At 56.3% G+C, this 13,369-nt stretch carries 12 protein-coding genes and 1 tRNA gene; 9 read left to right on the top strand and 4 right to left on the bottom strand.

Annotated features, from left to right (window positions below; all coding sequences use genetic code 11):
* Positions 1-103: 103 nt before the first annotated feature.
* The 4 genes from murI (at position 104) to glgA (ending at position 4,687) form a co-directional block, all read left to right on the top strand.
* A complete protein-coding gene (murI, locus tag IGS16_RS15365) occupies positions 104-961 on the top strand; it encodes a glutamate racemase (protein WP_297086867.1) in 858 nt (285 codons plus the stop codon).
* 181 nt (positions 962-1,142) lie between these two features.
* Positions 1,143-2,102 (top strand): hydroxymethylbilane synthase, encoded by a 960-nt coding sequence (gene hemC, locus IGS16_RS15360; RefSeq protein WP_297086865.1) that lies wholly within the window; start codon positions 1,143-1,145, stop codon positions 2,100-2,102.
* Between the two features lie 247 nt (positions 2,103-2,349).
* Positions 2,350-3,033, top strand: coding sequence for a CAP family protein (locus IGS16_RS15355; protein WP_297086863.1), 684 nt, complete (start codon positions 2,350-2,352; stop codon positions 3,031-3,033).
* A 157-nt stretch (positions 3,034-3,190) separates the two neighbouring features.
* On the top strand, positions 3,191-4,687 hold the full coding sequence (glgA, locus tag IGS16_RS15350) for a glycogen synthase GlgA (protein ID WP_297086862.1): 1,497 nt from the start codon (positions 3,191-3,193) through the stop codon (positions 4,685-4,687).
* Positions 4,688-4,781: 94 nt separating this feature from the next.
* On the opposite strand, the gene IGS16_RS15345 is transcribed toward glgA, so the two are convergent.
* Complete coding sequence (locus tag IGS16_RS15345; protein WP_297086859.1) at positions 4,782-5,840, bottom strand: M4 family metallopeptidase; 1,059 nt, start codon at positions 5,838-5,840, stop codon at positions 4,782-4,784.
* 190 nt (positions 5,841-6,030) lie between these two features.
* Positions 6,031-7,377 carry a D-Ala-D-Ala carboxypeptidase family metallohydrolase gene (locus IGS16_RS15340; protein WP_297086857.1) on the bottom strand — a complete coding sequence of 449 codons (1,347 nt, stop codon included), beginning with the start codon at positions 7,375-7,377 and terminating at the stop codon, positions 6,031-6,033.
* A gap of 308 nt (positions 7,378-7,685) precedes the next feature.
* Between IGS16_RS15340 and IGS16_RS15335 the strand changes: the two genes are divergently transcribed.
* A tRNA-Thr gene (locus IGS16_RS15335) sits at positions 7,686-7,757 on the top strand.
* Positions 7,758-7,903: 146 nt separating this feature from the next.
* Here the strand turns inward: IGS16_RS15335 and aat are convergent.
* Complete coding sequence (gene aat / locus IGS16_RS15330) at positions 7,904-8,491, bottom strand: leucyl/phenylalanyl-tRNA--protein transferase (RefSeq protein WP_297086854.1); 588 nt, start codon at positions 8,489-8,491, stop codon at positions 7,904-7,906.
* Positions 8,492-8,676: 185 nt separating this feature from the next.
* Between aat and IGS16_RS15325 the strand changes: the two genes are divergently transcribed.
* From IGS16_RS15325 to IGS16_RS15315, 3 genes are all read left to right on the top strand, one after another.
* The gene (locus tag IGS16_RS15325; protein WP_068507949.1) at positions 8,677-9,006 is read left to right on the top strand and encodes a hypothetical protein; all 330 of its coding nucleotides are present in this window, start codon (positions 8,677-8,679) and stop codon (positions 9,004-9,006) included.
* 160 nt (positions 9,007-9,166) lie between these two features.
* The gene (locus IGS16_RS15320) at positions 9,167-9,928 is read left to right on the top strand and encodes a winged helix-turn-helix domain-containing protein (RefSeq protein ID WP_367185801.1); all 762 of its coding nucleotides are present in this window, start codon (positions 9,167-9,169) and stop codon (positions 9,926-9,928) included.
* A gap of 54 nt (positions 9,929-9,982) precedes the next feature.
* Positions 9,983-11,446 (top strand): cell wall metabolism sensor histidine kinase WalK, encoded by a 1,464-nt coding sequence (locus IGS16_RS15315; protein WP_297086850.1) that lies wholly within the window; start codon positions 9,983-9,985, stop codon positions 11,444-11,446.
* A 273-nt stretch (positions 11,447-11,719) separates the two neighbouring features.
* On the opposite strand, the gene IGS16_RS15310 is transcribed toward IGS16_RS15315, so the two are convergent.
* Positions 11,720-12,022 carry a hypothetical protein gene (locus IGS16_RS15310; protein ID WP_297086848.1) on the bottom strand — a complete coding sequence of 101 codons (303 nt, stop codon included), beginning with the start codon at positions 12,020-12,022 and terminating at the stop codon, positions 11,720-11,722.
* Between the two features lie 228 nt (positions 12,023-12,250).
* On the opposite strand from IGS16_RS15310, the gene trpS reads away from it, so the two are divergent.
* Positions 12,251-13,261, top strand: coding sequence for a tryptophan--tRNA ligase (gene trpS, locus IGS16_RS15305; protein ID WP_068507958.1), 1,011 nt, complete (start codon positions 12,251-12,253; stop codon positions 13,259-13,261).
* Positions 13,262-13,369: the final 108 nt, after the last annotated feature.

Below are 13,369 nucleotides of genomic sequence, written 5' to 3'. Positions count from 1 at the left end.
GTTTGCGCCTGTGTCTAACTCTGCCTCGTTCTCAGACTCGGTTAATCGCGCCTCAGACCCGCTTTCCCTTGAACCAAACGGGACATTTTGCGAATCCGGCCTCTTGACAACAGGCGATGCCCAGGCCCCCATCGGGGTGTTTGATAGCGGCGTGGGCGGGCTGACGGTGCTGCGGGAAATCCAGCGCCAGCTTCCGAATGAATCGGTGCTGTATTTTGGTGACACGGCGCGGCTGCCCTATGGAACCCGCTCGGAGGGAGAACTGCTGCAATTTGTGCGGGAGATCTTGACCTGGATGACTCAGCAGCGGGTGAAGATGGTGGTGGTAGCCTGCAATACCAGTTCTGCCAAGGCGCTGGACGTGGTGCGGGCCGAGTTTCCGATGCCAATTTTGGGCGTGATTTTGCCGGGGGCGCGGGCGGCCGTGCAGCGGGGACGGCGGATTGGGGTGATTGCCACGCCGTTTACGGCGGCTAGTGATGCCTATCGACGGGCGATTCACGAAATTGACGAGGCGATCGCCGTTTGGCAGGTGGGCTGTCCGGAGTTTGTGCCGCTGATCGAGCAAAACCGGATTCAGGACCCCTACACTCGACAGGTGGCCCAGCGATATCTGGAGCCGCTGATCCAGGCACAAATCGATACGCTGGTGTTTGGCTGTACGCACTATCCGCATTTGAAACCCGTGCTGCGATCGCTCTTGCCGCCGACGGTGCAGTTTGTCGATCCGGCAGTGCATGTGGTGCGGGCGGCGGCGCGAGAGCTAGACCTGCTGGGGCTGCGAAATCTGTATGCCAATCGCACGGCTCGGTTTTGCGTCAGCGGCTGCCCAGAGAGCTTTGCTCAACTTTCGCAGCAGTGGCTCGGCTATTTGCCCATCACCGAGCGGGTGGACTTAACCGCTGTGACCCCTACAATCTCGACAGCAAGGGCGATTGCCCCTCTGGAAACCTTGGAGTGAGCGCCTAGCCGGGACTGGGGTGGGGCGATCGCCCCAGAATCCTTCTGCCAATTCTTCAACGAATTCTCCGGCATTCGCCGTTGGGGTGGGCCACCCTACGGTAAGCTGATAGTTGGCTCAAAACGCCTCAAATCTACGGCTTGCTTAACATTCCGCTGTTTTTGTATACACTTCTTTGCACATGATCGCCAGTCCTCCCCGCACCATCCGCATCGGTTCCCGCAAAAGTCAACTTGCCCTGGTGCAAACCCACTGGGTGCAGTCCGAACTACAAAAAGCCTTTCCGGGGCACACCTTTGAGGTTCACACCATGAGTACCCAAGGTGACAAGATTCTGGACGTGGCGCTGGCCAAGATTGGCGACAAGGGGCTGTTTACCAAAGAGCTAGAAGTGGGGATGCTGAACGGCGATATCGACTTTGCCGTGCATTCGCTCAAAGACTTGCCGACCCGGCTGCCAGAAGGGCTGATGCTGGGCTGCGTGACGGAGCGCGAAGACCCGGCCGATGCACTGGTGGTGCATGAAAAGCACAAGGACAAACAGCTTGACACCCTGCCAGAGGGCGCGGTGATTGGCACGTCGTCGCTGCGGCGGCTGGCGCAACTGCGACACCACTACCCCCACCTAGCGTTCAAAGACGTGCGGGGCAACCTGAACACGCGGCTGGCCAAGCTGGATGCGGGTGAATATGACGCGCTGATCCTGGCGGTGGCGGGGCTGAAGCGGCTGGGCATGGGCGATCGCATTCACCAGACCATTCCCAGCGATGTGTCGCTTCATGCGGTGGGGCAGGGCGCTCTGGGCATCGAATGCCGCACCGAAGACCCGGAAATTCTCGCGGTGCTGAAGGTACTGGAGCATACCCCCACTGCCCAGCGCTGCTATGCCGAACGCGCTTTTCTGCGAGAGCTAGAGGGCGGCTGTCAGGTTCCCATCGGGGTTCATACCGTCATCGAGGGCGACACGCTGACGCTGACCGGACTGGTGGCCAGCCTGGATGGACAAACGCTAATCAAAGATACGGTTTCGGGCGCACCCGAAACCGCCGAGCAGTTGGGCATCGACCTGGCCCATCGGCTCAAGGAGCAGGGCGCACAGGCCGTGCTAGACGAAATCTTTGCCACGATTCAGCGGGGTTAGAGGTTGAGTGACCGCATCGGTTAGGTGACCGCATTGGTTAGGTGACCGCATCGTCTGAACCTTCACTCCAAATCAGGAACTTCTCCAATTGGCGATGCATCTTCAGAGGTAGTGCGATCGCCCAGTTGTTCGTGCCTGCTTCTGTGCATAATTTCTGTACATAATCGTGCATAATTTCTGTGCATGAATTGAGGAGCGATCGCCCGATCTCCTCAAAACGAGTCTAGAAACAATCCCAGAGGCCATTATGGATAAAGGGCTGAGAACGGGTTTCGCTGGGTTGGGCGGTCTGCTGCTGCTGGGCATGGGCTGGCTCCACCAACAGGCGATCGCTACAGAGCGGGCCTTGACCTGGTTTGAGCGCTCGTCCGAGCAATTGTTTGAGTCATCATTTGAGTCATCTGAGCCATCTGAGTCATCTCTGGAATGGCATCCTTCAGGGCGACGGGCATCGAGATGGCGCGAAGTGTCTCAGCGTCGAGCCGACCGCTCGGACGAAGCGTTTGTAGACACGATGCTGGCTTCTCACAACCGCTATCGCACCGAGCTAAACCTGCCGCCGCTGCGATGGTCCGACCAACTGGCGCAGAATGCTCAGGGCTGGGCAGATGAACTGGCTGCGCGAGGCGGTCGCCGTCTAGAACATAGCCAGGGTACGGGCGAGGGCGAAAACCTGTGGATGGGCACGTCGGGCTACTTTTCCTATGACGACATGGTGACGGGCTGGGGCGATGAAAAGCGGTATTTCCGTCTGGGCACCTTTCCCAACGTCAGCACCACGGGCAACTGGGCGGATGTTGGCCACTACACCCAAATCATCTGGCGCAACACCACCCACGTCGGCTGTGCCCTCTCCACCGCTGGCGGCAACGACATCCTGGTTTGTCGCTATAGCCCGCCCGGAAATTACTCCGGCCGCCGTGTTTATTAGTCTTCTCCAAGGCTGCGATCGCCAAAAAACATCCCGCTGAGTAAGTCCTAAAATAATTACGAAAACGTTACCGAAACTTGCTAGGGTTTAGGTGTTGTGCGTCGCGCTAGAGGATGAACGCACAATCGAGACGTTCGGGAGACTCAGGGGGGTCACGATGCGAATTTTGTTTGTGGCGGCCGAAGCGGCCCCGGTGGCAAAAGCAGGCGGCATGGGCGATGTGGTGGGCGCACTGCCCAAAGTGCTGCGGCAAATGGGGCACGATGTTCGCATCTTTATGCCCTATTACGGTTTTCTGCCAGACAAAATGGAAATTCCCAAAAAGCCCGTCTGGTCTGGCACGGCAATGTTTCAGAATTTCAAAATTTTTGAGAGCAAGCTGCCCAGAACCGATGTCCCCGTTTACCTGTTTGGGCATCCCTCCTTTATGCCCCGCCGCATCTACTACGGAGAAGATGAGGACTGGCGGTTCACGCTGTTTGCCAATGCGGCTTCCGAGTTTGCCTGGAACTATTGGCGGCCGGACGTGATTCACTGCCACGACTGGCACGCGGGCATGATTCCCGTGTGGATGCACGAAACCGAAGACATCAAGACCGTTTTCACGATTCACAACCTGGCCTATCAGGGGCCGTGGCGCTGGCGACTGGAGCAGATGACCTGGTGCCCGTGGTATATGCAGGGGCACAACACGATGGCGGCGGCGGTGCAGTTTGCGGATATGGTGACGACGGTTTCGCCGACCTATGCCGAGCAAATCAAAACGCCGGAGTATGGCGAACAGCTAGAAGGGCTGCTGTCCTACATCAGCGGCAAGCTCGTGGGGATTCTCAACGGCATTGACCAAGGGCTGTTTGACCCGGAGCGCGATCGCCAGATTCCGCAAAACTTCACTGCCGATACCCTGGAAAACCGCCGCGAAAACAAAATTGCGCTGCAAGAAGAACTGGGGCTAGAGGTGAATTCCAAGGCCTTTTTGCTGGGCATGGTGACACGCCTGGTGGAACAGAAGGGGCTGGATCTGGTGATCCAAATGCTGGATCGGTTCATCTCCTATACGGACGGTCAGGTGGTGGTGCTGGGCACGGGCGATCGCTATTATGAAACCGAGCTATGGCATATTGCCTCGCGCCACCCTGGCCGCGTTGCCGTGTACCTGTTGCACAATGACACCCTAGCCCGCCGCATCTATGCAGGCACCGATGCCTTCTTGATGCCGTCACGATTTGAACCCTGCGGCATCAGCCAGATGATTGCTATGCGCTATGGCTCGATTCCCATCGTGCGGCGCACGGGCGGCCTAGTAGACACGGTGCAGCACCACGTCCCCTCAGAAAATGAAGGCACGGGCTACTGCTTTGACCGCTACGAGCCGCTAGATCTGTATACCTGCATGATCCGCGCTTGGGAAGGCTTCCAGTACAAAGACCAGTGGCGATCGCTCCAGCAGCGGGCTATGCGTCAGGATTTTGCCTGGGATCACTCAGCCCGCGAGTACGAGAAGATCTACCGCCGCATCAAGGGGTTGCCAGAGTCGGATGACGAGCCGCAGGCCGAAGCCGATGAAGCCGCTGCGACTTCGGAGCATCCAGCCCCCGACGCAGCAACTCCAGATGCAACTGCCGAAGCCTCTGCCAAGGAAAAGGTCGCCTAGCCGAATAGTGGGGGGTCTGTCTCATTCTCCCTGGAGCTATGCAACCAGATCCCCAAACCCTCGTCCTTTCTCGTCCTCTGTCCTTTCTCGTCCTCTATAGACTTGCTCCGACTGGCAGCCCAACCGCCTTAAACGCCGAGCGCACCACCTGTGTTGATCCCAAAGGAACCTTGCCATCGCGGGTCAATTCGCGGGCAGCCGTCACAATCACTGCCACTGCATCGTCGAACTGAGCTGTGGGCCAAAGCTTTTGCAGCGCACTAAACCAAATGTAGGCCGCTTTGTCGGTGCCAATCTCCATTGCAGCTAGGTAAAACGCCTTGTTGGGAATGCCGCTGTTGATATGCACACCAAAGTTATCTTCGGGGCCGCTGAAATAGTCGCGCATGTGGCCTGGCTGCGGGTCTTTGCCCAGCAGGTCGTTGTCGTAAGCTGTTCCTGGCTCCTTCATCGACCGCAGCGCCTCGCCATACAGCGTTGGCCCCATAATCTCATCGCCAATCAGCCAGTCGGCGGTGCTGGCGGTTTGCCCTTCGGCATATTGGGTAATGGCGGTGCCAAACACATCGGCAAAGTGTTCGTTTAGCGCCCCCGCTTGCCCCTTATATTCCAGATTGGCGGTGAACTGAATCACGCCGTGAGTTAGCTCGTGGGCGACCACATCCAGAGAGTTGGCAAAGCTGGTGAAGATTTTGCCATCGCCGTCGCCAAAGGTCATCTCGTCGCCATCCCAGAAGGCGTTGAGATAGCGCACGCCAAAGTGGACATTCAGGATCAAATCCATGCCCAGGTTGTCGATGGAGTTGCGTCCCATGACGGTCTGGAAATAGTCGCGGACGACCCCTGCGTAGTTGTGGATAGTCGTCACGTCGGCATCGCCCGTTTCTGGATCAGACTCGCCGCGTACCAGCTTGAGCCGCTGCTGCCAGGTTTGTTCGCAGTCATAAACGAGGCGATCGCCCTTCCCAACCGGAGCCGCGCCAGTAAAGGTCGCCATGCTGACGGCGGCGGCGGTGGCTTGCCGCTTTTCTCGCATCTTGCGGCTCTGCTGATAGCTGACGCGGGCATCGTCAACCCCTTTGCGGGCAAGATGCTCTGCAATCACCGGGGGAATAAAGGAACACCGACAGCCTGGACGACAAAGGTGACGCATAAAGACTCGCTCCTAATCCTAAATAATGAGCAGGACTTACCCAAGACACATTGAAACGGCGCTGAAGCAACGACAGCAAAACGGGGGTCTGATTTGCTACAGCTTATCTTTTTGGACTAGAGACACGCCTGCGTAGGCCCTGAGCAGTCATGTGACGGGTCGCTTGTACCTCAGTGGGAGATAGGTGTTCCTAAAACCCCCAGGTGCGCTTTGGCCCGATATCCAGGTGAATCACGTTCGGCATGTTGCTGTAGATGCCAATGCCGCCATTCCAGGACAGCATCACTGCATTGGCCACCTGACGGCCGCTCAGGCCCTGCACCTGCACATCGACCGCTTTGCCATAGAGGTGCTGGCTGTTGGTTGCCCCGCCCACTGCCGAGTTGACATCTGGCGGACGATACCAGGAATTGACCTGGAAGGGGCGGCCAATCTGGTTTCGCACCCGTTGCAGCTCCCGCGCCAGGGCCAGGATATTGTCGGCGATCGCCTTGGTAGCGGGAATTCGCGTTGCGTTCTTGGTTGCCTCGCCCCAGGTAAAGTTGCCGTTGGGAATAATCGGCTGGTCGGTGTAAAACGTGGAGGAATAGCCCGGCAGGCGAAATGGTTTACCCGTGTATTGGGGGGGTGGCGGCGGCGGGGGTGGCGGCGGCGGTGGGGGTGGCGGCGGCGGTGGGGGCGGCGGCGGAGTCGGTTGCGGTCTGGGATAAACGACTCTGCCTGCCTGCTCGACTCGCGCATGTTGGTCAAATACATACCAGGTGTTAAACCCGTAGATATTGTCTTTGACGTATTTGAGGGCAAACTTGATGTGTGAGTTGAATGATCCCTGGGCATCGGCAAAGGCATAGTTGTCGATCACTAGCAGCGTCCCTGGAATGGCAGGGGCCTGTTCGTTGGGCGCAAGCTGCGACGACTGCACCGGGCGACGTTTGAACAGCGTATTTTGCGTAATTCGCAGGATAAACGCATTGGGATCTTCAGGCGGATACACCACGTCGTCATCAAAGGTGACAAAGGCGTGCTGATTGAACACGAACCAGGTGCTTAGCCCGTTGATAAAATCAGCGCGATCGCGAATGGCAAACTTAATGTGGTTGTTAAATTCGCCCTGCGCGTCGGCGAAGGCGTAGGAATGCAGGTTGAGCGTCCGTCCCCGCTGGATCGAGACTCGTTCTGAAGGAGACAATACAGATGAATCGACCGGGCGGCGCTTCAGGATCGTATTTTGATTAATCCAGAGGATCGGTATGCTCTCTTGGTCTTCGTGCGGGTAGACCACGACCCCGTTGGCTTCGACTTGGGCATCCAGACTCGACACAAACCAGGTGTTGAATCCATTGATGGTTCGGTTTTGCAACGCGAACTTTATATGTCCGTTGAAGGAGCCGTTGATATTGGCGTAGGCGTAGGAATGTAGTGGGTAGGTGTTGCCAGAGGCGATCGCCACCATTTCATTGGGCTGCAACAGAGAAGTCGGCTCGGGCCGCAGCTTAAACACGGTTGCTGTTTTCACACGCAGAATCAGTTGTACCATCGGCAACACCCAAATCTAACTCGCTCAAAGCGCTCTAAAGCAAGCGCTGAAAATAGACCTACTCATGATAGGTGCTTTTGTAGCTTTTGCAGCTTTGGGCATCGCCCTGCTGTTTTAGAGCAACTGGCTATCAACTACATGGCAACCCTGAGCGATCCCAGACAGGCTTGTCTAAATCGATTTTTGGAAGCGTAGAAGACCCGCGCAGCCCACCTCTGGACGTAGAAACCCATTCCATAAATTAATCAGGGCTGCTATAATCTATGATTGTCTGTAAAAATTGACTTTGCAGTGCTCGATGCAGCCTTGCCGGTGTAGCTCAGTGGTAGAGCACTCGATTCGTAATCGAGCGGCCGTGAGTTCAAATCTCATCACCGGCTTTCACGCCAAAGCCATTAAAGATCGGTAACTCTAGGGTTTCTACTTCCCAAAGACGGCTTCTGGAAAGATAGACCAGTTCTGAAGAGAAAACTCCAGTTCTCATATGGACGGGGTTGATAGGCTGTGTTTATACGCCATTCGTCCACTAAAGCAGCGAGGGATGGATCTCGGCGGCCCGCTGCAACAGCTTGCGATACTCGCGGTTGCTGACGATGTAGGCTCCAAAGCGGGCCAGGTGGGGGTTCATCATTTGTGCGTCGAAGAGAACAAACTGGCGATCGCGCAATCGCTCCACCAGCTTCACCATCGCCACCTTCGACCCGTCGGGAATTCGATAAAACATCGACTCGCCAATAAACGCACCGCCGACAATAATCCCCAAAATGCCGCCCGCCAACTCATCGCCCTGCCAGGTTTCAAAGCTGTGAGCATAGCCCGCGCGATGGAGTTCCTGATAAATCACCTTCAGTTCGCCAGAGATCCAGGTGGTGTCGCGGTCGGCGCAGCCCTCTACAACTTCTGAAAAGGCGCGATCGATCGCCACCGAAAAGCGGTTTTGGTTTAGCACCCGCTGGAGCGATCGCGGATAGCGAAACCGATCATCCAGCGGGATCAGCGTCCGCTGTTGGCTGGAATACCAACCCAGCGAGTCACCTGTATCTTCTGCCATCAAGAAATATCCCTGGGCATAGCGCTGGACGATCGCCTCAATGTCATACTGATACCAGGTCATACCCTCATCCTACGGAACAGACTGCGAAATCGCTGAGTCAGGCGCGAAGTTGTTGCAAACGCGAATCTCAAACAGGAATTTCAAACGCGACGTTATTTCAAGCTTGTCTCAAATTCGTCTCAAAAACTTGTCTCAAAAATTTGTCTCAAAGTTGCCTCAGACTCGAAGTTGCCTCAGAATTGCTTATGGCTGAACCGATCCCAGCAATTACCCTGCCCGTGGCGACCCATCCCCAGCAGGAGGGCGAATGGCTCCAGGCGGCGCTGCACCGATGGCTCGACGAAGAGTTTATCCCCGAAGCAGTGAATGCAGAGATTGCCCGACGGGCGGCGCAGGTGTTTGTGCGACATCGCATGGAAGGGGAAACAGATTTGGGGTCGCTGGTAATTGCCCTAGTGACGGAAATGCAGGCGTTTGACTTTTCCCGCAGTTTTTTTAGCGAGTTTGCCGTAGCCAATGCGGTCAGCGATTTGCTGCTAGACAGCCTGGGGGTTGATCGCTGCTGCGGCGGTTGAGTAGGGCGCAGGCTGGACGCAGGCTCAATGCAGGCTTAGTGCAGACTTTCTGACCAGTTTTAAGGATTCCTTAAAATTGCGCGGGCGATCGCCCTCAATCTGTTTCGACCAATTTGGTAAGATTGGCCTGAAGATTAACCGCGAAAAATTCATGGCCTCCATGATTCAGGACACCCCAGCGCTAGATAGCAAGCTGCTTCAGACCGATGTCAAGCTCGGTCGCGTGCTGCTGGTGGAAGACGAAGAACTCATTCGTGAGACGATTAAGCTCGCCCTCAGCGACGAAGGCTACGACGTACTCGTGGCAGAGGACGGGCGGGCCGCGCTGGATATCATGACTCGCGCCGACGACAGCGAGTATGCCGAGTTTGAGATTGACCTGATTATTTTGGACTTAATGTTGCCCTACGTGAACGGATTGGATCTGTGCCGTCTGATCCGCCACAACGGCAGCACTGTACCGATTCTCATCCTTAGCGCCAAAGGCAGCGAAACCGATCGCGTGGTTGGGCTAGAAGTGGGCGCAGACGACTATCTCACCAAGCCCTTTGGAATGCGGGAACTGATTGCTCGCTGTCGAGCGCTGCTGCGTCGCCATCGCCAGGCCCAGCCCCAGATTGGGGATGCAAACCTGAGGTTTCAAGACATTACCTTGTTTCCGCAGGAGTGTCGCGTGACGGTGCGGGGTGAAGCCATCAACCTCTCGCCCAAAGAGTTCCGTATCCTGGAACTGTTCATGACCCATCCCCGGCGCGTGTGGTCGCGAGAGCAGCTCATCGAAAAGGTGTGGGGGCCTGATTTCATGGGCGACAGCAAGACGGTGGATGTCCACATTCGCTGGCTGCGCGAAAAGCTAGAGCTAGACCCCAGCCACCCCGAATATCTGACCACGGTGCGCGGGTTTGGCTATCGCTTTGGCTAAGCGCCCTCGGGCGGCTGATTGGGGACTTCAAGAGGTACTCTCAAAGGATCTGCGGTGGGTATTCTCGATTTCTTGCTGGGGCTGCTCATTGGTTTGGGGCTACTGTGCTGGCAGCAGGTTCGCCAACGCCAGCGCCTCACCCGACTGCTCCGGGAACTGCGGGCCGCAGACGTAGAGACCTCTCCCTTTTCGGCCACATCTCAGCTCGCCCTGACGGTGGCCCGGCAGCAGCGCATCCAGCAGCAGCTAGAGTCAGAGGTTGCGACCTATCGGTCTATTTTAGAAGCAGCCCCCGTTGGCTATCTCCAACTTGATGACGAAAACCGCCTGATTTGGTGCAACCCGGAAGCGCGATCGCTCTTAGACCTCACCCCCGCACCGCCGAACCAGTCCGAAGGTCCTCGCCTACTACTGGAACTGGTGCGCTCCTACGAGCTAGACGACCTCGTGGAGCAAGCCCGCAATTCCAAAACGCTGTGCCAGAAAGACTGGGTGTTTTATCCGGTCAGCCCAGATGTGTTGCAGCTTACCCGACAGCGCTCTTACGTGCTGCGGGGCTATGCGGTTCCCATGCCCAAGCAGCATGTCGGCGTGTTTTTGGAAAGCCGTCAAGAAGCGGTGCAGCTCAGGCAGCAGCTTGATCGCTGGGCTTCCGACGTCGCCCACGAGCTAAAAACCCCCCTCACCTCTATCCGACTGATTGCCGAAACACTGCAAACTCGACTCGATCCAGCGCTACGGGGCTGGGTCAATCGGCTAATTGGAGAATCGATCCGGCTCAGCGACTTGGTGCAAGACTTGCTAGACCTGGCGCTGATCGACCGCGAATCGTCTCAATGCCTGCATCTGAGACAGGTCAATCTGCCCGACTTGGTGCAGGCGGCCTGGCTCAATCTGGAGCCGTTGTCTCGCAAAAAGCAGGTGCAGTTGAGCTATCAGGGACCAGAGTCTTTGCCAGTGCATCTCGATGAGGCCCGAATTTATCGCGTGCTGATGAACCTGCTAGACAACAGCATTAAATACAGTCCGCCCTGGGAAACGGTCACGGTGCGAATCAGCACAGGACTTGCAGAGGAATCTACTCACAGCAGTTCTGCAACCGGCGTTTGGCTGGAAGTGTTTGACGCAGGAACCGGATTTGCAGAGCAAGACTTGCCCCATGTGTTTGAGCGGTTCTATCGGGCCGACCCAGCGCGATCGCGCTTGCCGCCCAACCGCTCTGCCAGTTCCGAAGCGTCGAATGCATCTCATTCAAATCCATCTCATTCGAGTGAAGCCGAGCCATACCACCGCACCAGCAGTGGTCTGGGTCTGGCAATTGTTCGGCAAATCGTGGAAGCCCATCAAGGCATGGTGCTGGCCAGCAACCATCCAGAAACAGGCGGCGCGTGGCTGCGGATTTGGCTACCGCAGGATGGGCTAAAACCGGAGCCTCACAAACAGCCACCGGACGGGCTGGAAAGCAAGCTCTATGAAGAGCCAAGGGCTGATGTGGGTTCTGCAAGCCTCCTAGAGTAGAACAGCGTAGAACAGCGCTGGATTTTGCTCTGCCAGCATGAAGTGATTGCATCCTTGTTTTACATATTTCATAGGGGTTGTCTAGGTTCATCCAAAAGGTGCTCGCGCAATTCACTTGCCGTCAGTTCACAAAATCGACGGGCAGAGCGCCTGAGAACTGATGAGAACTATATTGGGGCGATCGCCTGAACGTACCCTAAACACCTGCTGAGAAGCGTCTGAAAAGCTGCTGAGGACCTTCTCAAATCCCAGATTTCATTTGAGCGCCCCAGGCTATTGCTCTTGCATCAGGCGCAGATAGTTTTGCTGAAGCTGGAAGTGGTTTGCCGACAGGTTTTCGGTTAGGTCGCGCTCCACGTCACAAATCTGCTGCCAAAACGCGGCCGAGCGCCGCCCCGCCACTGCCTCTCGCCACAACATTTCCAGCAGATTAGCCATTCCCGGGTTTACCTGGGCAATTTGGACTTTCAGTTGGTCAAACGCATCATTGGCCGCTGCATGAGTTTGTAAATCTTGCAGCAGGGCAATGCATTCCGCCAAGGCTTGCGTCATCGAGTCGGAAGAAGCATGAGTCATGGGGGCTGTGAATTATTGCTTACGAGTTTTACAATTTCGTAACATTTACTTCATTATGGGGGTGGGCAATCGGGATTCGCAACCCGCAGATTTTTCAGGTTTGCCCATCCGCACGACAGCTACATCCCAAAACGCTATTTGGGTTATGGTTGAAAACACGCGGGTATAACGCTTTCTTGGGCTTCCGCCGTCCTCACTGTCAAGATACTTTCATCAGCAAACAGCTTCATGGGCAAGCAGCGCGTTCTCTCTGGCATTCAGCCAACTGGTGAGTTGCACTTGGGCAACTACCTCGGTGCCATTCGCAACTGGGTCGAAATTCAGGAAGACTACGACAGCTATCTATTTATGGCGGATTTGCACGCCATTACTGTGCCCCACGATCCTACACGACTGGCCGAAAGCACCTACAAAGTCGCCGCCTCTTACCTCGCCAGCGGCATCAGTCTGGAACACGCCACCATTTTTGTGCAGTCCCACGTCCCTGCCCATGCAGAACTAGCCTGGCTGTTGATGTGCATTACGCCGCTGAACTGGCTGGAAGACATGATCCAGTTCAAAGAAAAGGCCGTGAAACAGGGCGAAAACGTCGGCGCAGGCCTGCTCAGCTATCCCGTGCTGCAAGCGGCAGATATCCTGTTATACGAACCCGACAAAGTGCCCGTTGGCGAAGACCAAAAGCAGCATCTGGAACTCACCCGCGACATTGCCGCCCGACTCAACTACCAGTTTGGCAGCGAAGACGCGCCAGTCCTGAAGTTGCCCACGCCGATGATTCGCGCTGAGGGCGCACGGGTGATGAGCCTGACCGACGGCACGAAAAAGATGTCAAAATCTGACCCGTCAGAGTTGAGCCGAATTAACCTGCTGGATTCGCCCGAAGAGATTCAGCGCAAGATCAAGCGCTGCAAAACTGACCCAATTCGCGGATTGGAATTCGACAATCCTGAACGCCCGGAATGCACCAACCTGCTGACGCTTTACATGATCCTGTCGGGCAAGACGAAGGACGAAGTGGCGAAGGAATGTGCCGAGATGGGCTGGGGTCAGTTCAAACCGCTGCTGACGGAGGTCATGATTTCTGCGCTGAAGCCGATTCAGGATCGCTATCACGAGATTATGGGCGAACCGGGCTATTTGCAGCAGGTTTTGCATGAGGGCAAAGAAAAGGCAGAGGCGATCGCCAACATCACGCTAACTAAAGTGAAAAAGGCGCTGGGATACGCTTTGCCCGTTTGAAGGGGTCAGGGAGATTGCTCCGCAGCGCTTGCGCGAACAGGGGTCAGGCTATGAATCTTGATCATCCTTAGCTAAATTGCCCCTGAAATCTCGATGCCCCAAATTGTT

Origin of the sequence: Thermoleptolyngbya sp. C42_A2020_037, assembly GCF_015272455.1 — a bacterium.
GTDB lineage: Bacteria > Cyanobacteriota > Cyanobacteriia > Elainellales > Elainellaceae > Thermoleptolyngbya.
The sequence above is the reverse complement of the archived record's forward strand: the minus strand, read 5'-3'. Positions and strand labels throughout refer to the sequence as shown.

Bases quoted from the DNA above. Each gene is read 5' to 3' on its own strand.
- IGS16_RS15345 (WP_297086859.1), bottom strand. From the start codon at position 5,840: ATGCGTCACCTTTGTCGTCCAGGCTGTCGGTGTTCCTTTATTCCCCCG.
- IGS16_RS15325 (WP_068507949.1), top strand. From the start codon at position 8,677: ATGGCTGAACCGATCCCAGCAATTACCCTGCCCGTGGCGACCCATCCC.
- glgA (WP_297086862.1), top strand. From the start codon at position 3,191: ATGCGAATTTTGTTTGTGGCGGCCGAAGCGGCCCCGGTGGCAAAAGCA.
- trpS (WP_068507958.1), top strand. From the start codon at position 12,251: ATGGGCAAGCAGCGCGTTCTCTCTGGCATTCAGCCAACTGGTGAGTTG.
- IGS16_RS15355 (WP_297086863.1), top strand. From the start codon at position 2,350: ATGGATAAAGGGCTGAGAACGGGTTTCGCTGGGTTGGGCGGTCTGCTG.
- aat (WP_297086854.1), bottom strand. From the start codon at position 8,491: ATGACCTGGTATCAGTATGACATTGAGGCGATCGTCCAGCGCTATGCC.
- IGS16_RS15340 (WP_297086857.1), bottom strand. From the start codon at position 7,377: ATGGTACAACTGATTCTGCGTGTGAAAACAGCAACCGTGTTTAAGCTG.
- IGS16_RS15320 (WP_367185801.1), top strand. From the start codon at position 9,167: ATGATTCAGGACACCCCAGCGCTAGATAGCAAGCTGCTTCAGACCGAT.
- IGS16_RS15310 (WP_297086848.1), bottom strand. From the start codon at position 12,022: ATGACTCATGCTTCTTCCGACTCGATGACGCAAGCCTTGGCGGAATGC.
- hemC (WP_297086865.1), top strand. From the start codon at position 1,143: ATGATCGCCAGTCCTCCCCGCACCATCCGCATCGGTTCCCGCAAAAGT.